17 protein-coding genes are annotated in these 22639 nt (G+C 72.9%); 7 read left to right on the forward strand and 10 right to left on the reverse strand.

Going from position 1 to position 22639, the window contains the following annotated elements:
• Positions 1 to 226 precede the first annotated feature (226 nt).
• Entirely contained in the window at positions 227 to 949 is a 723-nt protein-coding gene (locus tag ABGA98_RS37315) for an alpha/beta hydrolase (protein WP_347623158.1), read from the forward strand.
• An 86-nt stretch (positions 950 to 1035) separates the two neighbouring features.
• Positions 1036 to 1284 (forward strand): mycoredoxin, encoded by a 249-nt coding sequence (locus tag ABGA98_RS37320; RefSeq protein WP_347623159.1) that lies wholly within the window; start codon positions 1036 to 1038, stop codon positions 1282 to 1284.
• Here the strand turns inward: ABGA98_RS37320 and nudC are convergent, their stop codons facing one another.
• A complete protein-coding gene (gene nudC, locus ABGA98_RS37325) occupies positions 1285 to 2259 on the reverse strand; it encodes an NAD(+) diphosphatase (RefSeq protein ID WP_347623160.1) in 975 nt (324 codons plus the stop codon).
• A 143-nt stretch (positions 2260 to 2402) separates the two neighbouring features.
• Between nudC and ABGA98_RS37330 the strand changes: the two genes are divergently transcribed.
• From ABGA98_RS37330 to ABGA98_RS37345, 4 genes are read left to right on the forward strand one after another with little or no spacing between them, the layout of a single operon-like run.
• The gene (locus ABGA98_RS37330) at positions 2403 to 3539 is read left to right on the forward strand and encodes a siderophore biosynthesis protein (RefSeq protein ID WP_347623161.1); all 1137 of its coding nucleotides are present in this window, start codon (positions 2403 to 2405) and stop codon (positions 3537 to 3539) included.
• On the forward strand, positions 3536 to 5023 hold the full coding sequence (locus tag ABGA98_RS37335; RefSeq protein ID WP_347623162.1) for an IucA/IucC family protein: 1488 nt from the start codon (positions 3536 to 3538) through the stop codon (positions 5021 to 5023). Before ABGA98_RS37330 ends, ABGA98_RS37335 begins: the two co-directional genes overlap by 4 nt.
• Positions 5024 to 6571 (forward strand): IucA/IucC family protein, encoded by a 1548-nt coding sequence (locus tag ABGA98_RS37340; RefSeq protein ID WP_347623163.1) that lies wholly within the window; start codon positions 5024 to 5026, stop codon positions 6569 to 6571.
• On the forward strand, positions 6568 to 7638 hold the full coding sequence (locus ABGA98_RS37345) for a type III PLP-dependent enzyme (RefSeq protein WP_347623164.1): 1071 nt from the start codon (positions 6568 to 6570) through the stop codon (positions 7636 to 7638). The genes ABGA98_RS37340 and ABGA98_RS37345 overlap by 4 nt, the downstream gene beginning before the upstream one ends.
• On the opposite strand, the gene ABGA98_RS37350 is transcribed toward ABGA98_RS37345, so the two are convergent.
• The gene (locus tag ABGA98_RS37350; RefSeq protein WP_347623165.1) at positions 7598 to 10897 is read right to left on the reverse strand and encodes an ATP-dependent DNA helicase; all 3300 of its coding nucleotides are present in this window, start codon (positions 10895 to 10897) and stop codon (positions 7598 to 7600) included. The two genes, ABGA98_RS37345 and ABGA98_RS37350, sit on opposite strands and share 41 nt — an antisense overlap.
• Complete coding sequence (locus ABGA98_RS37355; RefSeq protein ID WP_347623166.1) at positions 10891 to 14103, reverse strand: ATP-dependent DNA helicase; 3213 nt, start codon at positions 14101 to 14103, stop codon at positions 10891 to 10893. The genes ABGA98_RS37350 and ABGA98_RS37355 overlap by 7 nt, the downstream gene beginning before the upstream one ends.
• Before the next feature lie 173 nt (positions 14104 to 14276).
• Here ABGA98_RS37355 and ABGA98_RS37360 point away from each other — a divergent pair, with 173 nt between their 5' ends.
• Positions 14277 to 14891 carry an NUDIX domain-containing protein gene (locus ABGA98_RS37360; RefSeq protein ID WP_347623167.1) on the forward strand — a complete coding sequence of 205 codons (615 nt, stop codon included), beginning with the start codon at positions 14277 to 14279 and terminating at the stop codon, positions 14889 to 14891.
• 16 nt (positions 14892 to 14907) lie between these two features.
• On the opposite strand, the gene ABGA98_RS37365 is transcribed toward ABGA98_RS37360, so the two are convergent.
• The 7 genes from ABGA98_RS37365 to ABGA98_RS37395 all read right to left on the reverse strand — a co-directional run bounded on the left by ABGA98_RS37365 (position 14908) and on the right by ABGA98_RS37395 (position 22619).
• Positions 14908 to 17655 carry a CDP-glycerol glycerophosphotransferase family protein gene (locus ABGA98_RS37365; RefSeq protein ID WP_347623168.1) on the reverse strand — a complete coding sequence of 916 codons (2748 nt, stop codon included), beginning with the start codon at positions 17653 to 17655 and terminating at the stop codon, positions 14908 to 14910.
• A gap of 207 nt (positions 17656 to 17862) precedes the next feature.
• A complete protein-coding gene (locus ABGA98_RS37370) occupies positions 17863 to 18177 on the reverse strand; it encodes an MGMT family protein (RefSeq protein WP_347623169.1) in 315 nt (104 codons plus the stop codon).
• Complete coding sequence (locus tag ABGA98_RS37375) at positions 18165 to 18524, reverse strand: hypothetical protein (RefSeq protein ID WP_347623170.1); 360 nt, start codon at positions 18522 to 18524, stop codon at positions 18165 to 18167. The genes ABGA98_RS37370 and ABGA98_RS37375 overlap by 13 nt, the downstream gene beginning before the upstream one ends.
• 48 nt (positions 18525 to 18572) lie before the next feature.
• Complete coding sequence (locus ABGA98_RS37380; RefSeq protein ID WP_347623171.1) at positions 18573 to 19721, reverse strand: S8 family serine peptidase; 1149 nt, start codon at positions 19719 to 19721, stop codon at positions 18573 to 18575.
• On the reverse strand, positions 19715 to 20617 hold the full coding sequence (locus ABGA98_RS37385; RefSeq protein WP_347623172.1) for a hypothetical protein: 903 nt from the start codon (positions 20615 to 20617) through the stop codon (positions 19715 to 19717). Before ABGA98_RS37385 ends, ABGA98_RS37380 begins: the two co-directional genes overlap by 7 nt.
• Positions 20618 to 20670: 53 nt before the next feature.
• Entirely contained in the window at positions 20671 to 21906 is a 1236-nt protein-coding gene (locus ABGA98_RS37390; protein WP_347623173.1) for a S8 family serine peptidase, read from the reverse strand.
• Complete coding sequence (locus ABGA98_RS37395; protein WP_347623174.1) at positions 21900 to 22619, reverse strand: hypothetical protein; 720 nt, start codon at positions 22617 to 22619, stop codon at positions 21900 to 21902. Before ABGA98_RS37395 ends, ABGA98_RS37390 begins: the two co-directional genes overlap by 7 nt.
• Between the last annotated feature and the right edge of the window lie 20 nt (positions 22620 to 22639).

Below are 22639 nucleotides of genomic sequence, written 5' to 3' on the forward strand. Positions count from 1 at the left end.
CCCCACAATGGGGCCGACCATCTGCATGGGGGAAAGGAAGGCCGTGCGAACTGCGGTGACTGTGGGTGCTCTGACGCTCGCTGCCGTTGTGCTCACACCGGTCGTCGCCGCGAATGCGACCAGGGAGCCCACACCCGGCCCTACGGTGAGTAATCCCCTGAATCCGGATGGGCTTGGGGGCCTCGCGTTAGAAAGCGTCGCGTACGGCCGCCACAAGCGCCAGAGCATGGACGTGTGGTGGACCCCCGACGGCATGGAGCGCCCGGGTGTCTTCCTGATCCACGGCGGCTGGTGGTCCAGCGGCGACAAGAGATACATGAAGGAGATCACGCGGAGCTACGCCGAGCTCGGCTACACGGTCTTCAACCTCAACTACCGCCTGTCCGGCGACGCCGCCTGGCCGGCGCAGCGCACCGACGCGCTGGCCGCGATCGCGACGGCCCGCAAGCACGCCGACAGGTGGGCGTTCGACCCGAGCAACTACGTGGTGGTCGGCTTCTCCGCCGGCGGCCACATCGCGGCCGCCGTCGGCACCTACGGTGACGGCATCGCCGGCCTCAAGGGCGTGGTGGGGCTGTCGCCGATCATCTCGCCGCTGCGCGCCTACGCCGACGGCGCGAAGGCCATCGAGCCGAACAAGCGCAAGCTGCGCACCGCCGCCATCCGCCTGGCGGGCGACTGCCATCCCAAGGGCAAGTGCTCGCGCGTGTGGGCCAGCATGGAGGTGGCCTGGCACGCCAGCCGCAAGGACGCGCCGGTGCTGGCCGTGCACTCGAAGGACGAGTTCGTGCCGCCGGTGCAGAGCCAGCTGCTCAAGCAGATGCTGGGCCAGGTCGGAGTCCCCGTGACGGTCTACGCCGCGCCGGGCAGCAACCACAGCGCCCCCCTCTACCGCATGCCCGGCGTGGCCGAGCGCGTGCAGGCCTGGATCGCCGAGCGCATCGGCTGACGGCCGGGGACCGGGCGGGATTAAGCGGCAGGGTCGCGTTGTTGCACCGAGCGCCTGTCTTCCTGACCTTGGAGGGATTTCCCAACATGGCGCTCACGATCTACAGCACCACGTGGTGCGGCCCCTGCAAGCGGCTCAAGTCCCAGCTGACCCGCGAGGGCATCAGTTACGACGAGGTCGACATCGAGCGTGACCCCGCCGCCGCGGAGTTCGTGATGAGCGTCAACAACGGCAACCAGGTGGTGCCGACCGTCGTCATCGACACCCCGGGCGGCCGCGTCGTGCGCACCAACCCGTCGGCCATCGAGGTCAAGGCCCTGCTCGCGCCCGCCTGATCACCAGTCGCCGGTCAGCTCGCCGCCGTACCACGTCTCGATCAGGCGGCGGGCTATCGACACCGGCGGCGGCAGGCGCAGCTCGCCCGAGTCGAGCGCCCGCACCAGCTCCTCGCGGGAGAACCAGTGCGCCTCGGCGATCTCCTCGGCGTCGGGTGTCAGGGTGGTGGTCGTGGCGTCGGCGAAGAAGCCGAGCATGAGGCTGCGCGGGAACGGCCACGGCTGGCTGCCGAGATAGCGCGGGTTGACGACGGTGATGCCGACCTCCTCCGCCACCTCGCGCGCGACGGCGGCCTCCAGCGACTCGCCCGGCTCGACGAACCCCGCCAGGATCGACAGGCGGCCCCGCGGCCACTGGGGCCCGCGGGCGAGCAGGCAGCGGTCGTCGGGGTCGCGGATCAGCATGATCACGGCCGGGTCGACGCGCGGGAAGTGCTGGCTGGAGTCCTGCGGGCAGACGCGGATGTGGCCGCCCGCCTGGATCGTGGTGCGGGCGCCACAGCGCGGGCAGAACTCGTGGGTCGTGTGCCAGGCCTCCAGCGCCACGGCGTAGACCAGCAGGCCCGCGTCGCGGTCGCCGAGCAGACCGCCCGCCTGGCGCAGCCCGGCCGGCACCGGCACGCCCTCGGGCGTGTCACGCAGGCCCATCGGGACGGTCACGCGGCCGTTGCCGTCGCCTCTGGAGACGCCGGGCAGCGGCGCGGCGACCGCGAAGTAGGCGGCTCCGCCCTCCACGCCGAGGAGATAGCGCGGCCCCGGGGGCGCCTCCGCGGTGGTGAAGAGCACCGCCTGCACCTCATCTCCCTGCCGGCGCACCAGCGTGTGACCGTTGTCGATCACCAGCACCCTGGTCGCCGGATCCGACCACGCCTGCTCCAGCCGGTGTTCGTCGGCTCGCAGCAGCACGGATCTGTCGACGGTGCCCCGCGCCAGAAGCAGTGGTCCGACGAGTTGCTCTTCCGCGGTCGTTCCCACCGATCGTCCCCTCCCGAATTCCATGTCATCCTATGACCTCGCAGTTGGCGGCCGATTAACGTATCCGGGCGACGCGATGATCTCTCTGAGCTACGATCGATGAGTTAGGTAAGGCTTACCTGATTCTTCTGGGGGTCCTCGCGTTGCGGCTCTACCTGACCGCGCTCAAACCGACCGACTCCGTGACGGACGGCTTCCTGCCCGCGGCACGCGCGCTGGGCTGCGAGGTGACGATCCTGACGGACCGGCCTGAGCAGCATCCGCACGCGGTCGCGTGCGACGTGCGGGATCCGCGCGCGCTGATCGACACGGTCGAGCAGCTCGGCAGACCCGACGCGATCTTCTCCAACTCCGACCACCTGCAGGCGGAGACGGCGCTGGCCGCGGACTACTTCGGGCTGCCCGGCAAGGACTGGCGGGCGTGCGTGGCGGCCAAGAACAAGTTCCTCATGCGGCGCCGGCTGCGGGAGGCGGGGGTCGAGCAGGTCTTCACCGTACGGCTCGCGCCCGGAGACCCGGTGCCCGGCGACCCGCCCTACCCGGTCGTGCTCAAGCCGCGCGAGGGCGTGGCCAGCGAGGACGTCATGCTCGTCGAGCGAGACCTGGACCGGGCCGTGGCCGAGGTCAGGAAGCGGCGGCCCGGCGAGGCGCTGGTCGTGGAGGAATACCTCGAAGGGCCGCTGCGCACGCTGGAGACGCTGGGCGACGGCACCGGGCTGCGGGTGCTCGGCGGGTTCGAGACGACGCTGGGGCCGCTGCCGTACTTCGTCGAAGAGCGGCTCGACTGGGCGCCCGGCGGGCCGCACGAGCACGTGCTGGAGGCGTTGCGGGCGCTCGGAGCGGGGTTCGGGGCCTGCCACACCGAGTACGTCGTCACCCCGCGCGGGCCGAGGATCGTCGAGGTCAACTACCGGGTGATCGGCGACCACTGCGACTTCCTGCTGGGCGACATGCTCCGGGTGCCGCTGTTCGCGTGGATCCTGCGGGTGCACCTCGGCGAGCCGGCGCCCGCCGTCCCAGAAACCGCCGGATACGGGAGCGCGGTCAGCCTGGTCGCCGACCGGCCGGGGACGATCAAGCAGGCGCCCGGCCACGAGTCCGTCGAGGCCGGAGACGTACGGCTCTGGCACCGGCCCTTGCGGGCCGTCGGCGACGTCGTCTCCCTCACCCACACCAACCGCGACTACCTGGCCGTCGTCCGCGCGGTCGGGCCCGACCGGGCGCGGGTCGACGCGGCCATCGCCGGCTACCGGGCCCGCCGACCGTGGGTGCTCGAATGAGCGCCAGGGAGGCGTACCTCGCCGCGCGGGTGCTGAACGCCCTGCTGCGCGAGGACTACGGCGGGCTGTCCTCCCGCGTCACCAGGACCAGGGACGGCGTCGGGCTGCTGCTGGCGGACGGCCGCTGGGTGCGCCTGGCGCCAGGGCTGCTGTTCCAGGACTTCGTGGTCGCCGAGGGCGAGCGGCTGGGCCTGGAGCAGGTGCTGGAGACGCTCGTGGAGGTGGCCGACCCCGCCGACGCCGAAGGGGTGGCGGCGTTCTTCGAGGAGTGCCTGGCGGCGCTGGCCGCGCTGGAGGCGCACGACTCCCGGGCGGACGAGGTGCTGGCGCGGCGGCCGTCGTACGAGACGCGGGCCGCGTTCGTGGACCATCCGGTCTATCCGACCTCCCGCGCCCGGCCGGGGTTGTCCGAGGACGAGCTGGTGGCCTACGCGCCGGAGTTCGGGCCCGCCTTCGAGCTGCGGTGGGCGGCCGTGCCGCGGGACGCGCTCGCGCCGGGCTCCGCCGTGCGCCTTCCCGCGGAAGCCGACCCCGGCCTGCCCGTGGGGCCGCGCGAGGCGCTGTTCCCCGTGCACCCGCTGACCACCGGCGAGGTACGGAAGATCGACGGCGTGCGCCTGCTCGACCAGGCCGCGGTCACCGTGCGGCCCACCCTGTCCATGCGGACCGTCGAGGTCGCCCCCCGGCTGCATCTCAAGCTGCCGCTGCCGATCAGCACGCTGGGGGCCAGGAACCGCCGCTCGATCAGGCCGGGGACGCTGGCCGACGGCGCCAGAGCCGAGCTGCTGCTGCGCGAGCTGGCCGGCCCGGACGTGCTGCTGGCCGACGAGCAGACCTACGCGCAGACCGGGGACGAACATCTGGCGTGGATGGCCAGGCGGCTGCCCGCGGGCGAGATCGTGCCGGTCGCCGCGTTGACCGCTCCCGGCGTGCTCGACGAGGTGGGCGACGTGCTGCCCGGCTATCTGCGGCTGCTGTTGCGGTGGAACGTACGGCTTCTCGTGCGTTACGGCGTCGCGCTGGAGGCCCACCAGCAGAACCTCGCCCTGGTTCTCGGGGGAGACCGCATGAAGCTGCTCGTCAAGGACAACGACGGGCTGCTGGCCTCACCGGCGCGGCTGGCCGCCGCCGGGGTGGCGGTGCCGGAGTTCGGGGACCGGCGCATGCTGAACGACGATCCGCACGCGCTGGCCGACGTGTTCGTGACCATCACCCTGCACCTGGCCGCCGCGGCGGTCACGTTCGGGGCGCTGCCGCACGCCCGCGCGTCCGCGCTGCTGCGCGACACGCTGGCCGAGGCGCTCGCCGAGTACGGCGACGACCCCATGGCCAGGCTCCTGCGCGCCCGGACGCTCGACGCCGCCAGGCTGACCGGCAAGTCCATGATCACAGCCGGGACGCTCGTGGCGAAGGAGCGGTCCGGCGCCCGCGACATCAACAAGTTCTACGGGACCAGCGGGCCCAACTATCTGAGGAGAGCGTGAATGCCGAGCCTTGACGGACTGGCCGTAGCGGCGCCCTCCGCCCTGGCCGAGGAGGCGACGCTGGCGGCCCTGCTGCGCTGCTGCGTGCGGGAGGTGGCCGGGCCGCGCGGCCTGGTGTGGCCGGCGCCGCCGTACCTGCTGCTGCGGGTCGCGGGCACGCTGCTGCGCGTGCGTGCCCACGGCGGCGCCGCGCTGCGCTTCGACGGCCCGCCGGAGCGCCTGGCCGGGGGCGCGTGGCAGGCGCTGACCACGGACGAGCTGATCGGGCTGGCCGAGGCCGAGCTGGGAGGGCTCGAGTGCAACGGCGAGTTCGCCGGTCAGGTGGCGGCCAGCAGGGACGCCGTGGCGGCGATCCTGACGGCCAGGGGCGCGGCCGGGCCGCCCGCCGATCCGTGGCTGGCGTCGGAACAGTCGCTCGTGTTCGGCCATCCGTTCCACCCCAGCCCGAAGGCGCGGGGCGGGGCCGGCTGGTTGCGGTACGCGCCGGAGGCGCACGCCGAGTTCCCTCTCAGGCTGCTCGGCGTGCGGGCGGACCTCGTCGCGCAGGACGGGGACGCGTCGGCGCTCGACGCGATGGGCGACGCGCCGGCGGGCTACCGGCTGCTGCCCGCGCATCCGTGGCAGCTCGACCTGCTGCGGCCCGCGTTCGGGGCCGAGCTGGTCGACCTCGGGCCCGGCCCTGTGGTGCAGCCGACCTCGTCCGTACGGACGGTGTACGCCCCGGAGGCGGAGGTTTGCCTGAAGTTCTCCCTGGATGTACGGATCACGAACTGCGTGCGGAAGAACGCCTGGTACGAGCTGGCCGGGGCCGTGGAGCTGACCAGGCGACTCGAACCCATATTTGGTGACGTGTCGGCCCGGCATCCCGCCACCCGCTGGTTGCCCGAACCCGGCTACCGTTCGGCCACCCTCGGCTTGAGGATGCTCGAAGGGCTGGGCGTGATCGTCAGGCAGAGCCCGTGGGCCGCCTGCTCCCCCGGCGTGACCCCGGTGCTGGCCGCCGCCCTCGCCCTCGACGCTCCCGCCCTGGATCCGCTGCCGTGGTGGGAGGCGTACGTGCGGGTGGTGGCGCTGCCGGTGCTGGAGCTGTATTTCACCCACGGCGTGGTGCTGGAGCCCCACCTGCAGAACGTCCTGGTCGGCCTGGACACCTCCGGGCTGCCCGCGCAGGCCGTCTTCCGCGACCTGGAGGGCACCAAGCTCGTCGAGGGCCGGCACGACCTCGGCGGCCTGCACCCCGACGTCACCAGGGCCCTCACCTACGACGCCGAGCAGGGCTGGGCCCGGGTGGTCTACTGCCTGCTCGTCAACCACCTCACCGAGATCGCCGCGACGCTCGCCGGACCCGACGACGCGCTGCTGCGCGCGTTGTGGCACGTCGCCCGCGACCTGCTGGCCCGCCAGGCCGGCGAGCTGGGCCGGCCGCTGCCCCTGTCGGACCTGCTGGCAGGGGCGCCGCTGCCGGCCAAGGCGAACCTGGGCGTGCGCTGGGCCAGGGCCGCCGACCGGACCGCCGGTTACGTCCCGATCGCGAACCCGCTCGCGTGATCAGCGCCCGCGTCGGGGACGCCGCCACGAGCCTGCCCGCCGTCCCGGCCTACCTCTATGACCTGCCCGCGCTGGACGAGCACGTCGCGTCCGTACGGCAGGCGCTGGGTGCGGCCGAGCTGTACTACGCCGTCAAGGCCAACCCCGACGCCGAGCTGCTGCGCGTGCTGGCCGGGCACGTGGACGGGTTCGAGGTGTCGTCGGGTGGCGAGCACGCCCACGTCACGAGCCTGTTCCCGGGCATGCCGGTGGCGCTCGGCGGACCCGGCAAGACCGACGCGGAGCTGCGCCTGCCGCACCACCGCATCCACGTGGAGTCGCCGAACGAGCTGCGCCGCCTGCTCGCCACGGGCCTGGAGGCCGACGTGCTGCTCCGGCTCAACCCCGACCTGCCGGTGGAGGGAGCGGCGCTCACGATGAGCGGCCCGTTCGGGATGGACGAGGAGGGCGTGGCCGAGTGCCTGCCGCTGTTCGGCGAGCGGGTGCGGCTGCGCGGCCTGCACGCGCACCTGGCCAGCGGGCTGGACGCGGACGAGTTGCTGCGGCTGGCCGGGATCCTGCTCGGGGGCGCGTACGACGAGGTCAACCTGGGCGGCGGCATGGCGGTCTCCTATGCCGCGCCGGAGAGGAGGTTCGACTGGGAGGCGTACGGGGCCGGGCTGGCGGCGCTGGGCCGGGGGCGGCGGCTTCGGATCGAGCCGGGCCGGGCGCTGACCGTCTACTGCGGCTTCTACGTGACCAGGGTCGTGGACGTGAAGCGGGTGCGCGGCGAGGCGTACGCGATCGTGCTGGGCGGCACCCACCACCTGCGCACGCCGGCCACCAAGGGCCACGACCAGCCCTTCACGGTGCTTCCCACGGGGTCAGGGCCGGGGGTCGCCGACGAGCCGATGACGTTCGTCGGCCAGTTGTGCACCCCGAAAGACGTTTTCGCCCGAAATATCGTGACTACGGCCCGCGTGGGCGACACCGTGGTCTTCGAGATGGCCGGCGCCTACGCCTGGAACATCTCGCACCACGACTTCCTCATGCACCCGAAGCCGGCTTTCCACTATCTGCGATCCTGACGCTCTCGATGAGCGCCACCAGGCCGTCGGCGTCGAGCAGGTCGACCGGGCGCACCGTGCGGTTGGCGCGTACGTAGTGGAAGGCCGCGCCCACCCGGTCCAGCGGCACGCCCGCCAGCTGCGACCAGGCCAGCCGGTACGCCGCCAGCTGCACCGACGCCGCCCTGGCCTTCCTGCCCCTGGGCGGCTGCCCGGTCTTCCAGTCGACGACCTCGTAGCCGCCGCCGGGCCGCTCGAAGACGGCATCCATCCGCCCGCGCACCAGCCGGTCGGCGATCATGGTCTCGAACGGCACCTCGAGCTCGACCGGCCGCCGGTCGGCCCACTCGCTCTCCTCGAACCGCTCCTGCAGCTCGGCCAGCCGCACGTCGGCCTCTTCGAGCTCGTCGTACAGGTCGAGCTCGAAGTCGTCGATCAGCCGCTGCTGGTCCCAGCGCGTCTCCAGCCACTTGTGGAACGACGTGCCGCGCCGGGCCAGCGGCGCGGGCTTGGCCGGGACGGGACGGCGGATCCTGCGGGCCAGCTCGCGCGGGTCGGCCGCCAGCGTGACCAGCGACGACACGGTCAGCTTCGCGGGCAGCTCGACGGTCGTCGCGGGCCGGCGCCGGTGCAGCTCGCGCTCGCGCAGGAGCAGGTCGGTGTCGCGTTCCCAGGCGCGCAGGCGCTCCTCCTCGAACGAGCGCAGCGGCTCCCCGGCCTCTTCCTCCTCGGCGGGTGAGCCGGCGAGCCTGCCTGAGAGGGCGTCCTCGACCAGGCGGGCGCCGTCGAGCACCGACTCGTAGCGCAGCCCTTCGGGCGTGACGGGCCAGACGGCCTCGGCGGGCTCGGCGAGCAGCGGGTTGGTGACCCCCTCCGCGAGGTCGCCGGCCCAGAACGAGACGCGGTCGGCGGTGTCGCGGATCTCCAGCAGGAAGTCGGACGGCTCCAGCGGCTTCGTCGCGGTGCCCCAGCGGTAGCCGGAGGCGATCAGGTGATAGTGGGCCCGGGTCACCGCGACGTACGCCAGCCTGCGCTCCTCCATCAGGTCGCGCTCGCGGCAGCGCTCGTCGAACGCGGCCAGCTCCTCCTTGCTCAGCCCGCCGAGCCTGGGCAGGTCGGCGGCGTCGCCGCGCAGGGAGTAGGGGAGCTTGCGCGGGTTGTCCGTCCAGCGGCTGTTGGTGACCGGGGTGGCGGGGAACACGCTGCCCGTGGCGATCGTCCCCTTCGAGCTGACGAGCTGCGACAACCCCGGCACGACCACGATCGGCCATTCCAGCCCTTTGGAGGCGTGCACGGTCATCAGCTTGACGCTGTTGCTCTCGCCGACCCGTCCGGCCTCCAGCCCGAACTCCTCGCTCTCGGCCGCCTGCAGGTAGGCCAGGAAGGCGCCGAGCGTCGGATCCTCGGAGTCGCCCGCGAACCTGGACGCCGCGTCGAGGAACGCGTCGAGGTCGGCCCGCGCCGCGAACGCGCTGACCGTGCCGCTGCGCGCGGCCACCTCGACGTCGAGACCGAGCCGCCGCTCGACCTCGGAGATCAGGTCGGGCAGCGGTTGCGCGGTGTGGGCTCTGAGCTGGCGCAGCTCGTGGGCGAGCGCGACGAGCCTGGTGCGGGCCAGCGGCGAGAACGCCTCCAGCCACTCCTCCCTGTCGGGCAGCTCGTCCAGCGCGTCGACCAGGCTGCCGCGCTCCTCCGCCAGGTCGGCCACCACCTGGTCGAGCGGGTCGTCCTCGCGGTGGCTCTCGCTCAGCTCGCGGGCCAGGTCTCTCGCGCGCTCCCCCAGCACCCGCAGGTCGGCGGGGCCGATGCGCCAGCGCGGCCCGGCCAGCAGCCTGGCCAGCGCGTCGCCGGCCGTGGCGTCGTAGAGGACACGCAGGGTGGCCACGATGTCGCTGACCTCGGGCACGGTGAGCAGGCCGCCGAGGCCGACCACCTCGACCGGGATGTCGCGATCCTCGAGCGCCCTGCGCAGGGCAGGGAACTGCGAGCGCTTGCGCGCCAGGATCGCGACGTCCTGGGGCTGCACGGCGAGCGTCTTCTTGCGCTCCTGCTCGCCCCAGGGCATGCCGTCGGGCGCGACCTCCTGGCCGAGGATCCTGGCGATGCCGTCGGCGATCCACGCGGCTTCGTCCTCGGCGGTCTCGTGGAAGGCGCAGGTGACGCGGCCCCGGTCGACGCGGTTGGGGCCGGGGACGAGGACCGGCACCTCGCGGGCCTCCATGCGCAGCGGGAGCTGGACGCGGGCGGCGACGTCGAGGACGCGGTCGCCGTTGCGGAAGCTGACGCTGAGCTGGCGGACCGGGGCAAGATCACCCGAGCTGGTCCGGAAATCTCGGGAAAAGCGGCGAAGGTTGCCGGAGGAGGCGCCGCGCCAGCCGTAGATCGACTGGCAGGGGTCGCCCACGGCGGTCACCGGATGGCCGCCGCCGTAGAGAGAGCGCAGCAGCACGAGCTGGGCGTGGCTGGTGTCCTGGTATTCGTCGAGCAGCACCACGGAGAAGCGGGCGCGCTCGATCTCGCCGACCTCCTTGTGACCGGAGGCGATCCTGGCGGCCAGCGACATCTGGTCGCCGTAGTCGATGACCTCGCGGCGGCGCTTGAGCAGTTCGTACGCCTCCACCAGCGGCAGCAGCTGCTCCCTGGCCTCCTGGACGCCGAGCGGCCTGCGCTGCGCGAGCGTGGTGCGGCCGGGCAGCGCGGCGAGGCGGTCCTTCAGCCACCCGCCCAGCCGCCTGACGTCGGAGGGCGAGCGCAGATGCTCCGACAGCTCGCCCGCCAGTTCCAGCACGGCGGCCGTGACCGACGGCGGCCCCAGCTCGATCTTGTCCATCGGCCCGTCGTACATCGCCACCACCCGCGACGCGAGCTGCCACGACACGGCGGGCGTGACCAGGCGCATGGTCGGCTCCAGCCCCTCGCGCAGCGCGTGGTCGGTCACCAGGCGGGAGGCGTAGGCGTGGTAGGTGGACACGGTGGGCTCGTTGTCGAGCGCGCCCGGCTCGACCAGGCCTGCCTCCGCCAGGCCGGCCAACCGCTCCCTGACCCTCGTGGCCAGCTCGGCCGCGGCCTTGCGGGTGAACGTCAGGCCGAGCACGTTCTCCGGCTTGACCAGGCCGTTGGCGACCAGCCAGACCACGCGGCCGGCCATCGTCTCGCTCTTGCCCGAGCCCGCGCCCGCCATGACGACGGTCGGCTCCAGCGGCGCCTCGATGACCGCGGCCTGCTCGCGGGTGGGGGGCAGGATGCCGAGCTTGCCGGCGAGTTCGGCCGGGGTCAGCACACCTGGCCCCCGTTGTCGTTGACCGGGCAGCTCGCCCTGGCCGCGCAGGTGCGGCAGCCGTCGTTGACCTTGGCCTGGAAGAACGGGCCCGACATGCCGGTCGCCACGGTGTCGACCAGGTCCGCGGCCCAGCCGGGGTCGCGGTCGTCGGCCAGCGCGCCCTGCCGCTGCTCCAGCGCCTCCTTCTTGCCCGCCGCCTTGCCCAGCTGCACCAGCGCGGCGCCGCCCGGCTCGGTCATGCCGTGCCGGGCGAACGCGCCGAGCAGCGCCGCGAGCTGGTAGACGCCCAGCTGCGGATGGCGGTCGAGATCACCTGCCTTGGGCTTGGCGCCGCCGGTCTTGAGGTCGATGATGACCGCGCGGTTGTCGCCGTCGCGCTCGACCCGGTCGACCCGGCCCTTGATCTGCACGCCGTCGGAGAGCATCGCGGTGAACGCCTCCTCCAGCGCCACCAGCTCGCGCGGATTCTCCTTGTGCCAGCGCAGGAACTTGCCGATCATCTGCTCGGCGACCTGGCGCTGCTTGCGGTTGTACCAGACGCCGCCGAAGTCGAGATCGTTCCAGACCTGGTCGAGGCGGTCACCGAGGAGATCCTCGCTGGGCAGGTCGGTGGCCGCCAGGACGGCCAGCGCGTGGATGACGTTTCCCAGGCCCTGGGCGGTGCTGGTGCCCGCGGCCCCGACCGCCGTCTCCAGGAGCCAGCGCAGGCCGCACTTGGTGAAGCTCTCGACCGCCGACGGCGAGATGCTGACGACCCCGTCAGGCCAGCTCAGGGCGCGGTCGTCGGAGATGGGGGTGAGGGCGTACCAGTCGTTGGGATGGGCTCCCTGGACCCCCGCGGCGGCCAGGCGCGCGAGCTGGCTCGCGGCCTTCCGGCGCATCTTCGCCGGCTTGGTGGGGTCGGTCACCGCGCTGCGCAGGTCGGCCACGAGCGCGGACATGGTGAGCCAGCGGGCGCGGTCGTCGACCGTGGCCGTCTCCACCGCGCCCGGCATCAGCTCGCTCAGGAACCTGGACGGCCGTTCGTCGGTGTCGTCGCCGCCCACGGCCGTCACCACGAGCCTGCGCCTGGCCCTGGTCGCGGCCACGTAGAACAGCCTGCGCTCCTCGGCCAGCAGCTTGGAGGCCAGCGACGCGGCGCTCGGCTCGGCGCCCTCGACCACCTCGACGAGGTCGTCGACGCCGAGCAGCGACCCGCGCAGGCGCAGATCGGGCCAGACGCCCTCCTGCACACCCGCGACCACGACGACGTCCCACTCGAGGCCCTTGGAGCGGTGGGCGGTCAGCACGCGTACGGCGTCGCCGTCGGGCGCCCGGTCGGCCAGCGTGTCGCCGGGGATCTCCTGGGCGGCCAGGTCGTCGATGAACACCTCGGGGCCCGCCTTGGGCATGCGGTCGACGAACCTGGCCGCGTGGTCGAACAGCGCCACCACGGCGTCGAGGTCGCGGTCGGCCTGCGCGCCCCTGGGACCGCCCGCCAGGCTCAGGTCGGTCCAGCGCGCGGCCAGGCCGCTGCTCTGCCACACGGCCCACAGGAGGTCTTCGGCGGTGCCCTCCTGCTGTGCGGCCTCCCTGGCGGTGGCGAGGAGCCCCGCGACCCGTTCGGCGGGCAGGGCGATGTGGGGCTCGACGCGGGTGAGCTCGCGCACGTCCTGCACGGCGGCGACGAGCAGCTCGCCGGACGAGCGTGCCACTAACGGCCGCTCGTCGTCACCGGCGCCCGCCTCGCGCAGCGCGGCCACGGCGTCGTTCTCGGCGATCTTGAGAGCGCGGCGGAGCCGGCGTACGCCGATCATGTCGGTGCCGCCGAGCGGGCCCGTCAGCAGCTCCTCCGCCACCGGCTCGTCGAGCTGGGCCGGGTCGAGCGCGACCCGCAACATCGTGAGCAGCGGGCGCACGCCGGGCTCCTGGGCGATCGGCACCTCATCGCCCGCGATCATCGTCGGCACGCCCGCGTTGGTCAAAGCCCGCCTCAGCAGCGGCACCTGGCGTTTGGCCGAGCGGACCAGCACCGCCATCCGGCGCCACGGCACGCCGTCGATCAGGTGGGCCCGCCGCAGGGTGTCGGCCACGATGGCGGCCTCCTGGCTGGTGCTGTCGGCCAGCAGCACCCGTACGTCACCGGCCTCGGCGTCGAGCAGCGGCGCCAGGTCGCGGTGGTCGTGCTCGTGCCCGTACGCGTGGTCGGGCATGGGGGCGACCGGCAACCGGGCGGCGACCCGGCGCGAGGCCTCCAGCAGGTCGGCGCCGCTCCTGCGGCACACCCGCAGCGCCAGCACCGGCGCGGGGCGGCCGTCGCGGGCCGGGAACCGCTCGGGGAACTGCATGATGCCCTGCACGTCGGCGCCCCTGAAGCCGTAGATCGACTGGTCGGGGTCTCCCACCGCGACCAGGTCACGGCCGTCGCCCGCGAGCTGGGCCAGCAGCAGCTCCTGAGCCGGGTCGGTGTCCTGGTATTCGTCGACGAACACCACGTCGTGCGCGGCCCGCTCGCGCGCCAGCACCCCGGGCCGGGACAGCAGCGCCGAGGCGGCCCTGACGAGCTCGGCGTAGTCGTAGGTCTCCTCGGGGTCGAGGTCGAACCTGTCCTGGTAACGCTCGGCGAACCTGCCGGCCGCCGCCCAGTCGGCGCGCCCGTGCCGCCGGCCGAGCGCGACGAGGCGCTCGGCGTCGAGGCCGCGCTCGTTGGCCCGCGACAGGAAGTCGCGCAGCTCCTCGGCGAACCCGCGGGTCTTGAGCGGCTCGCGCAGCGACGGCGGCCAGTCGAGCGCGCCGTTCTCCAGCTCGCCGTGGAGCAGGCGGCGGATCTCCAGGAGCTGCTCGGGACCGGTGAGCAGGCGCGGCGGAGGCTTGCCTTCGAGCACGGCCTCGCGGCGCAGGAGGGCGTAGGCGTAGGAGTGGAAGGTGAGGGCGAGCGGGGTGCGGGTGGTGCGGCGCAGGCGGGCGGTGACGCGCTGGCGCAGCTCCTCGGCGGCCTTCCTGCTGAAGGTGAGGATGAGCACCCGCTCGGGGTCGAGACCCCGCCGCTCGATCCGGTCGACGACGCTCTCCACGATCGTGGTGGTCTTGCCGGTGCCGGGCCCGGCGAGGACGAGGAGGGGGCCGCTCTCGTGCTCGACCACGGCACGCTGGTGCTCGTCGAGCACAGGAGGCACAACAGGGCCGCCGTTGCCGCGACGCACCAGGCGCCAGGTCTGACCACTCACAACCCTAGATTCCACCAGACCACAGGGGTAGATCGTGCCGACTTGCCCGGTCTCCTCGCGCGATCCGCCTACCGTATCGAGGCAAATATCCAGATCCCCGGCGACACGCCGCCCCGCCGTTCGCTCCGGGCTTCACCCTGTCTACGGAAAGTGATGTCCAGTAACCTGGAGTCATGCGCTGGCTGGTCCACTCCGAGACGTCGCTCCACTCCGACGAGTGGCTGGACCTCAGGATCGCCGACGTGGAGTTGCCCGACGGGCGCCGCCTCGACCACCGGCTCGTCCGCACCGCGCCCGGCGCGGGCGTCGTCGTCACCGACGGCCACGACCGGGTGCTGCTGATCTGGCGGCACCGCTTCATCACCGACACCTGGGGCTGGGAGATCCCGCTCGGGCGGATCGACGAGGGCGAGATGCCGATCGCGGCGGCGGCCCGCGAGGCCGAGGAGGAGACCGGATGGCGGCCTGGACCGCTGCGCCCGCTGCTGTCCGTCCAGCCGTTCAACGGGCTCTCCGACAGCCTGCACCACGTCTACCGCGCCGAGTCGGCCACCCGCGTCGGGCCGCCCGCCGATCCGTCGGAGGCCACGCGGGTGGAGTGGCTCCACCTCTCCCTGGTCCGCGGGCTCATCGCCGACGGGGAGATGGTCTGCGGCACCAGCGTGGCGGCGCTGCTCTACCTCCTGGTCGAGCACACCCCCCACGGTGGCGCGGCACGGCCGCCCGCCGAGCCCGCGCACGATCCCGGCAGGCGCCTCCTCCTGCCGGACCTGCCCGACCTCTTCTGACGACCGGCCGTCCCCGTCAGGGGAAGAGGTGGTCCACCACGCGCGCCGTGGCCTTGCCGTCGTCCTTGGGCGCGAACGTGGCGCGGAAGGCGTCGTAACGGTCCGCGTGTGCCGCCGCCACCTCGTCGATCGACCTCAGCGCGTCGATCACCTCGGCCGACGTCGACAACACCGGCCCCGGCGCCAGCTCGGGCAGGTCGAGGTAGAGGCCCCGCTTCGACGAGTATTTCGCCAGGTCGTAGCCGTAGAACACGATCGGGCGGCCGGTGCAGACGAAGTCGAACATGACCGAGGAGTAGTCGGTCACCAGGACGTCGGTCACCAGAAGCAACTCGGCGATGTCCGGATATGTCGTGACGTCGCGGGCGATGTCGGGGACAGCGGGCATGGCCTGCATCGGGTGGGCGCGTACGAGGATCTCGTGGTCGGCGCCCAGCGCCTGCCTGGCCTTGGCGAGGTCGAGCTTGACCATGGCGTTCTTGCGGTCGTAGTCACGCCACGTCGGCGCGTACAGGACCACCCGCTTGCCCGGCGCCAGCCCGAGACGCTCGCGCACCGCCGCCGCGAGCGCGTCGCGGTCGGGCGAGGTGAGCAGGTCGTTGCGGGGCAGGCCGCTCTCCAGCACCTCGCCCTTGTAGCCGAACGCCTTGCGCAGCACCGGCGTGGCCCACGGCGACTGCGACAGCAGCAGGTCCCAGCCGCGCACCTCCGCCGCCTGCCGGTACCAGATCGGCGGCTTCGGGTCGCGCTGCATGTGGGGCTGGTCGTTGCCGAGGTGCTTGGCCGGGGTGCCGTGCCAGGTCTGCACCACGACCTGGTCCTCCCGGGCGCGGAACCACGTGGGCAGGAACGCGTTGGTGATGATGTGGCGCGACCTGGCCAGCGCCGCGTGGTGCTCGCGGCTGCCGGCACGCACGACGGTCGCGCCGCCCTCCGGCACGAACGCGCCGTCCTTGACGATCCAGATGTGCTCGCGGTCGTCGCCCCGCCGCAGCCGCTCCTCGTAGATGGCGCGGACGCTGTCGGCGTACAGGCGCCCGTCGTTGACGACGTAGGCGGTCGCGTCCGTCAGCGGCTCGGTGCGCTGGGCCGGGTAGAACACGCGGCGCAGCACGTGGGTGCCCGCCACGCCGCGCTCGTCGGCGGGCCGGTCCTCCTCGACCGTCACCACCGGCACGTCGAACCGCGTCGAGATCATCCGGTATGTGCGCCCGTCGAACGTGCGCGGATCCTCGTCGAACCCGGGCAGCGCGGCGTGGTCGACGCGCAACGGCACGATCTCACCCGAGGGGTGGCGCAGCGACATGTTCCAGGTGCCGGACGCCAGCGGCACGGCATCGCCGAAACGGTCCATGGCCGCCGGCTCGACGCGTACGGTGAACGCGGCGCCGGACCGCTCCATGGGAATCCAGTAGGACAGCCCTGACCTGTGCCGCAACGTGAGCGTGCGGGGGCCCGGCGCGTCGGGATAGTCGCCGCGCAGGACGAGCACCGGCCCTTCCCAGGCGGCCGAGGTGATCACCGGCCGGGTGCGGTGGGCGGAGACGACGACGCGGTCGCGCCGGTCGCCGAGCACGGTGATCTCGCGGTCGCCCACGGTCGTGCGGGTGCCCGGCAGGTCGGCGAGCATGACCGACGCGGCGGGGTCGCCCTTGGGCTCGACCCAGAGCCGCCGGCCGTCCTTCTCCTGCAGCAGCGCGGGCACGGCCAGCCCGACGACGACCTGCGTGCCGTCGCCCGAGGGCGTGAAGTCGGCGGCGATGCGGTGGCCGCCCAGCCTGGCGTGGCCCTTGGTCACCGTACGTCCGGGCAGGGAGATCTTGAGTTCGAGGCGTTCGCCGTCGACGGACACGCCCTTCAACTCGGCCCGGTTGGGCTGGAGCACGATCTGCAGCGCCCTGTCGGACGTCCAGACCGGCCTGGCCCACCAGCCGTGCCTCAGCCGGCGCCCGGCCGGCCGCTCCGCCCTGCCGATCGAGAAGCCGCGCAGCAGGCCGGTGGCCCGCGCTCCCCGGCTCCAGAACACGATCTCCGCGCGCCACGTCGTGGCGTCAGGCACGGAGGGCCGGTGGCGCATCCGGCGGCGCACGGCGGACACCGCGCCGCGCACGGCGCCGCGCCAGCGCAGCGACCACGGGCTGAGCTCCGCGGTGAATCCGGACCAGTCGTAGTTGCAGCCGGGCTCGCGCGCCCCGTGGGTGGCCTCGGGAGCGAGGACCCGGCGCGTGCGCATGCGGATGGGCGGCAACCACCGGGGGCCGCGCAGCACCACGGTCGCCCAGTTGAACCTGCGGCTGCGTACGGACAGGCCCGCCAGGTAGGCGAAGCCGGTGACGCGCAGCTTGCCGTCGACCCAGACGATGTCGTCGATGTGGGTCACCGGGACCAGGTCGGAGCGGCGCAGCCGGAGCAGGTCCGACGGCAGCTCGTCGCTGAAGGGCAGCTCGGCGTACCAGCGCAGGCCCTTGCGGATGCGCTTGGACGGCTCGGCCGCCGCGGCCACGACCGTGGTGAGCGTCTCGCCCTCGACGAGCTCCTCGTCGGGGCGGTGCTCGATCAGGTGGCAGATGACGCGGCGCGCGACCGGCAGGTCACGTTTGACGCGCGCGTCGACGCCCGCCAGGTAGGGGCGGATGAGCTGGAGCATCTCGCGCCGGCGCGCCGCGCCGCGTTTGACCGCGAGGTCCATGCGGTTCCCCAGAGGGCCGCTCAGCACCTCGGTGTCGAATGCCGCGTCGCAACCGCCTGGACCGACCGCTCGCATGACCGCTTCGAGAGGCTCACCACGATCACAAAGATCTTGGACAGCCTTCAGGCGGTCGGCGAGCGAATCGCCGCCCTGGCTTTGGGCTGTAACGCCGGTGGCCATAGGGAGGCACCGCCTTTCGGGCCGCCATCAGTGTTCTGCCCATGGTAATGCGCGTCACATGTCACAGAATCGCCCGTTCGGCGAAAGTGCTGGTCAAGCCGCTTACTGAAAATCCGCTGAACGCCCGTCCCAGCGGGCCAGCCGCATGTCCACCCGTTCGCCGCGCAGCGGAGTGCCCTCCTCGCGCCAGTGGGCCAGGCATCTCCGCAGGTGGTCAGGGGCGGCGCCGCTGCCGTCCGCGTGGACGACCCGCCACCACGGCACGCCGCCGCCCCAGGTCGACATCACCGCGCCGACCTGACGCGGACCGCCCTCGCCGAGGTATTCGGCGATGTCGCCGTAGGCCATGACCCTGCCCGGCGGGATGCGCTCCACGAGATCGAGCACCTTCTCCGCGAACGGGTTCATGGAGCCCATGAGGCCGGCCCGGCGTCGATGATCTCGTCGAACTTGCCGATCTCCACCGTGCCGCCGCCCGCCTCGACCTCGATGACGCCGTCACGCAGAGCGTAGACCTCGCCGTCCTCGCCCACGAGCCGGGCGCCGAGCGCGGCCGACAACCGCAGAAGCTGTGCCACCTGCCAGTCGGAGCCCGGCTCGCCGACCAGCTGGTCATCCCAGCGTGCCACCGCGTGCGCGGCGCCCCCGTGACCGGCCACGATCTCGTCAGATCCGCGCAGCTCGAAACCGGCCGGAGCGATGGCCTTCGCGAGCTCCGCGAAGGCGAGTGGTGACTCACGCACCACCCGCAGCTCGTATCCCATGACGGGGGACCATAGCGGATGTTCACTCCTCCCGTCGTACGGAGCCTTTCACTCCTTGCGCTGATTGAGCATGATGATCGCGCCGCAGAACGCCACCAGCGCCACCAGCACGCCGCCGCCGTACAACACCAGGCGGAGCGGGTCGGGCCCTGGAGGCGCCGGGACGGGTGCGTCCTCGCCCTCCCCGAAGTGCTCCATCCCCGGCACGACGCTGCGTTTCGCGCCGGTGAGGCTTCCGGCGGCGTTGAGCGCGGCCGCCGCGTCGACCACGCCGAACCCCGTCTGGTCGTCGTAACCGGCGGCGGGCCGGCCCCTGGCGCTCGACGACAGCGCCTGGGCCACCTGCTCGGGCCGCATCGCCGGATAGCGCGACTTGATCAGCGCGGCCACGCCCGCCACGAGCGCGGCGGCCGAGCTGGTGCCCTGCGACATCTCGTAGCCGCTCCTGCGCTTGACCACGGGCACGCCGACGCCGGGCGCCGCCACCAGCACCGACAGGTTGTCGCTGCTGAACGTCGCCCGCCTGCCCTGCCTGTCGGTGGCCGCCACGCCGATGACGCCCGGGTAGCCGGCGGGGAAGCTCCAGTAGGAGGTGCCCTCCTTCTTCGCGTAGTCGGTCTGGCCGTCGTTGCCCACGGCGGCCACCAGCACGACGCCCTTGCCGAGCGCGTAGGAGACGGCCTCGCGCTCGGACCTGAGCGGGCCGTAGGAGCCGATCGACATGCTGACGACCTGGGCGCCGTGGTCGGCGGCGTAGCGCAGGGCGCGGGCCAGCGGGCTCTCCCGCGAGCGCCCATCGTCCGGCGCCGGCGTGACCATCGTGGGCTCCTCGTCGGTGACCAGGGGCAGCGAGAGGATGCGCGCGGCCGGGGCGACGCCGGTGAACCCGTCGCCCTCGCCCGAGCCGGCGATCAGCCCGGCCATGGCGGTGCCGTGCCTGCCCGGCGACACCTCGCGGCTCACCGCGCCCGAGGTCATGTCGGGGCCGGCGGTCACGCGGCCCTTGAGCTCTTTGACCTTGCCGTCCACCGCGCTGTCCACGACGGCGACGGTGACGCCCGCGCCCTTGGTGACCGACCACGCCCGCTCGATGTTGAGCGCGTCCAGCACCCACTGCTGCTGGTCGCGTACGGGGTCGGCGGCGGGCCCTGCCAGGACGAGCAGCGCGGCCGTGAGCGTGCGTACGGCGTTCAGCACACGTTCCCCTGGGTACAGGGCGGCACCTTGGGCGGGTCCGCCAGGAAGTAGGCGATCTGGTTGCCGACCGACTTGGCCGCGGGCCACAACTCACTGTGCAGGATCTCCTCGGGCGGGACCGCGGCCCTGGTGCGCCCGTCGGCATAGCCCGCCGTCGAGAACACGATGTACGGCCCCGCGCCCACCCAGCCGATGCGCTGGCGCTGCTGGGGGCCGAAGCGTTCGGTCACCGTGCCGGGGAAGGCGACCGGCAGCACGCCGACGCGGTCGTCCTTGGTGAGCTCGTCCGTCGCCGAGACCCTGGATTCCTCGTCCTCCAGCACGGCGACGCCGACCGTGATGACGAACGCGGCCGTCTGGTCGGTGTACGTGGCCCGCAACATGGTGACGCAGCCGTGGCTCCGCAGCACCCCTGCCACGGAGGCGTCCACGCCCTTGCCGCAGTCGGTCTCCGGTGCGATGCCGACGCGCCTGGCGTACTGCTGGGCGCGGTCGAGGCCGACGTACTTCACCTCTTCCGGGAAGACGCCCGTGGCCGGCCACGCCTGCCAGCGCCTGGCGATCTCCTCGTCCTTGTACTGGTTCTGCTCGGCGGCGGTCAGCGGGCGCGAGCGGGTCTCGGCGACCAGCCCGACCGTGCCCAGCAGCACGACGATGGTCGAGACGGCGAGGATGACGCCGAGCAGCACGACGAAGATGCGCCGGTAGTGGATGCCCTGCCTGAGGTCGTCCATCTGGGCGCGCTGCCGGGCGGCCGTGCGCGTGCGGGAATTGGCCGCGGGCCATGCGCGGACGCGTGACCTGCGGCCGGTCGCGGCGCCGAGCGGGTTGCTCCGTCGCTGCGTGGCCTCTCCCCCGGCGCGCGGAAGCCCTGAGGTCGTCCTACGTGCCTTCACCACCGCCTCGTTCCCGCGTTCGCTTGTCTATTTCGTCCCCCTAAGGAGGCGGATCATGCCTCTTGTGAGCTCTGCACCCGGCGTACGCGCCTGACCAGGACGAAGATGACCGCCAGGGACAGAAGCGCACCGGCGCCCGCCGCGGCGGCGATGGCGGAGTAGAGCGTCACCTGCCGCTGGTCCCTGGTGATGACCTTGACGGGGCCCGCGCCGCCGCCGGCCAGCGGCTTGGCCGGGTCGTGGGCCTCGGCGCCGGTTGCGGTCTCGGTGTGCCCGGCGAGCTTGCCGGCCTCGGCCAGCGCCCTGGTGGCGTTCACGACGCCGAAGCCGGTGGCGGTGTCGTAGCCGCCGGGCGGGCGGTCGGTGGCGCCGGTGGAGAGGGCTCGGGCGACGAGCGGCGGCGACATATCCGGATATTTCGCTTTAATGAGGGCGGCTACCCCGGACACCAGCGCGGTCGCCTGCGAAGTGCCCCTGCCGACCCAGTACTCGCCGCCAGGGCCCGCGCCCATGATGTCCACGCCGGGCGCGGACACGAGCACCGACGAGTTGCGGTTGGAGAACGCTGCCCGCCGCAGCCGCCGGTCCGTCGCCCCCACCGAGACGACCCCGGGGAACGCCGCCGGGTAGGAATAGGGTGCGAAGTCGCCGTCGATCTTGTTGTCGCCGTGGTTGCCGGCGGCGGCCACCAGCACGACACCCTTGGAGATGGCGTAACGGATCGCCGCACGCTCCTGCCGGGTCGCCAGCTCTTTGGAGATCGACATGTTGATCACGTCTGCTCCCTCGTCCACCGCGTAGCGAATGCCGCGGGCCACCACGTTCTCGAAGCGCTCGGCGGAGTTGAACTCCCGGAAACCGGGCTCTTCATCCTCGAGGATGACCCTTACCGACAGTACGTGCGCTTCGGGCGCGACGCCGATGATCCCCCGTTTTCCCTCGGGCCCGTGGCCGTGCCCGGCGATCAGCGAGGCCATGTACGTGCCGTGCAACCTGCGCGGAGTCACGCCCCGCGGGTTTGCGCCCTCAGTGAAATCCTTGCCCACGCGTACCGAGCCGACCAGGTCACGATGGCGCCGGTCGACACCGGAGTCGAGCACGGCCACCAGCACCCCCGCGCCCCTGCTGGTGCGCCACGCCTTCGTGAGGTCGAGCGTCTCGATCACCGCCTGCTGGCCGCCCCGCACGTCGTCGGCCCAGACGGGCGGCGTCGCGAGCAGCAACGACCCGAGCGCCGCCACCACCGCGCCCCGCCTCAGCACAGCCCCGCCTCTGCCCCGCCTCAGCACGCCCACTCCTTGGCCGTGCAGTCGGGCATCCGTGGCGTGCTCAGCTTCGACAGCACGTGCTCGGAGATCTCTGTGGCGAAGGCGAAGATGGCGGGCCGCTGCTCGCCCACGGTGCCGGCGGGCCGCCCGGTCACCTGGCCGGCGGTGGTCAGCACGAGATAGGGGCCCGCGTGGCGCACCGAGCCCGCCTGGCGTACGGCAGGAGTGAACCGGTCGGCCACCGTGCCGCGAAAGGCCAGCGGCCGCAGCCCGGGCTCGGGTTCGCCGTTGTCGGAGAAGGCGGACTTGGCCTGCAGGGCACCCCGCTCGTCGCGCATGGCCACGACGCCGATCGTCACGAGCACCCCGCGCAGCGCGTCGATGTAGGTCGCCCGGAGCACGCCCCGGCAGCCCGCCGTGCGCAACGCCGTGGCGGCCTCGGCGTCCACGGAGTCCGCGCAGGAGGTGTGCGGCGAGATGCCGATCCTCATGGCGCGCTCTCGCCCGCCCTGCTCAGCGGCGTAGGCCAGCGTGGTGGGGAAGATGCGGCCCGTGGGCCAGGCGCGCCAGCGTTCGGCGATCTCGCGCTGGGCCGCCGCGTGCAGCTCGGCCGTGCTCGGCCCGCGGGTCAGCTCCGTGCCCGCCGCGCTGCCGGCCACCCCGGCGGCCACCGCGCAGATCAGCGTCAGCGCGGAGGCCGTCACCAGGGTGGGCCAGGGGCGTGCGGAATCCACGGCGAGCGCCCCTTTGAGAC

Source organism: Nonomuraea sp. B1E8 (assembly GCF_039871515.1).
Taxonomy (GTDB): Bacteria; Actinomycetota; Actinomycetes; order Streptosporangiales; family Streptosporangiaceae; genus Nonomuraea.

Excerpts from the sequence above, each read along its gene's own strand:
- ABGA98_RS37360 (WP_347623167.1), top strand. The coding sequence starts at position 14,277 with ATGCGCTGGCTGGTCCACTCCGAGACGTCGCTCCACTCCGACGAGTGG.
- ABGA98_RS37315 (WP_347623158.1), top strand. The coding sequence starts at position 227 with ATGGACGTGTGGTGGACCCCCGACGGCATGGAGCGCCCGGGTGTCTTC.
- ABGA98_RS37365 (WP_347623168.1), bottom strand. The coding sequence starts at position 17,655 with ATGCGAGCGGTCGGTCCAGGCGGTTGCGACGCGGCATTCGACACCGAG.
- ABGA98_RS37340 (WP_347623163.1), top strand. The coding sequence starts at position 5,024 with ATGCCGAGCCTTGACGGACTGGCCGTAGCGGCGCCCTCCGCCCTGGCC.
- ABGA98_RS37370 (WP_347623169.1), bottom strand. The coding sequence starts at position 18,177 with ATGGGCTCCATGAACCCGTTCGCGGAGAAGGTGCTCGATCTCGTGGAG.
- ABGA98_RS37335 (WP_347623162.1), top strand. The coding sequence starts at position 3,536 with ATGAGCGCCAGGGAGGCGTACCTCGCCGCGCGGGTGCTGAACGCCCTG.
- ABGA98_RS37320 (WP_347623159.1), top strand. The coding sequence starts at position 1,036 with ATGGCGCTCACGATCTACAGCACCACGTGGTGCGGCCCCTGCAAGCGG.
- ABGA98_RS37375 (WP_347623170.1), bottom strand. The coding sequence starts at position 18,524 with ATGGGATACGAGCTGCGGGTGGTGCGTGAGTCACCACTCGCCTTCGCG.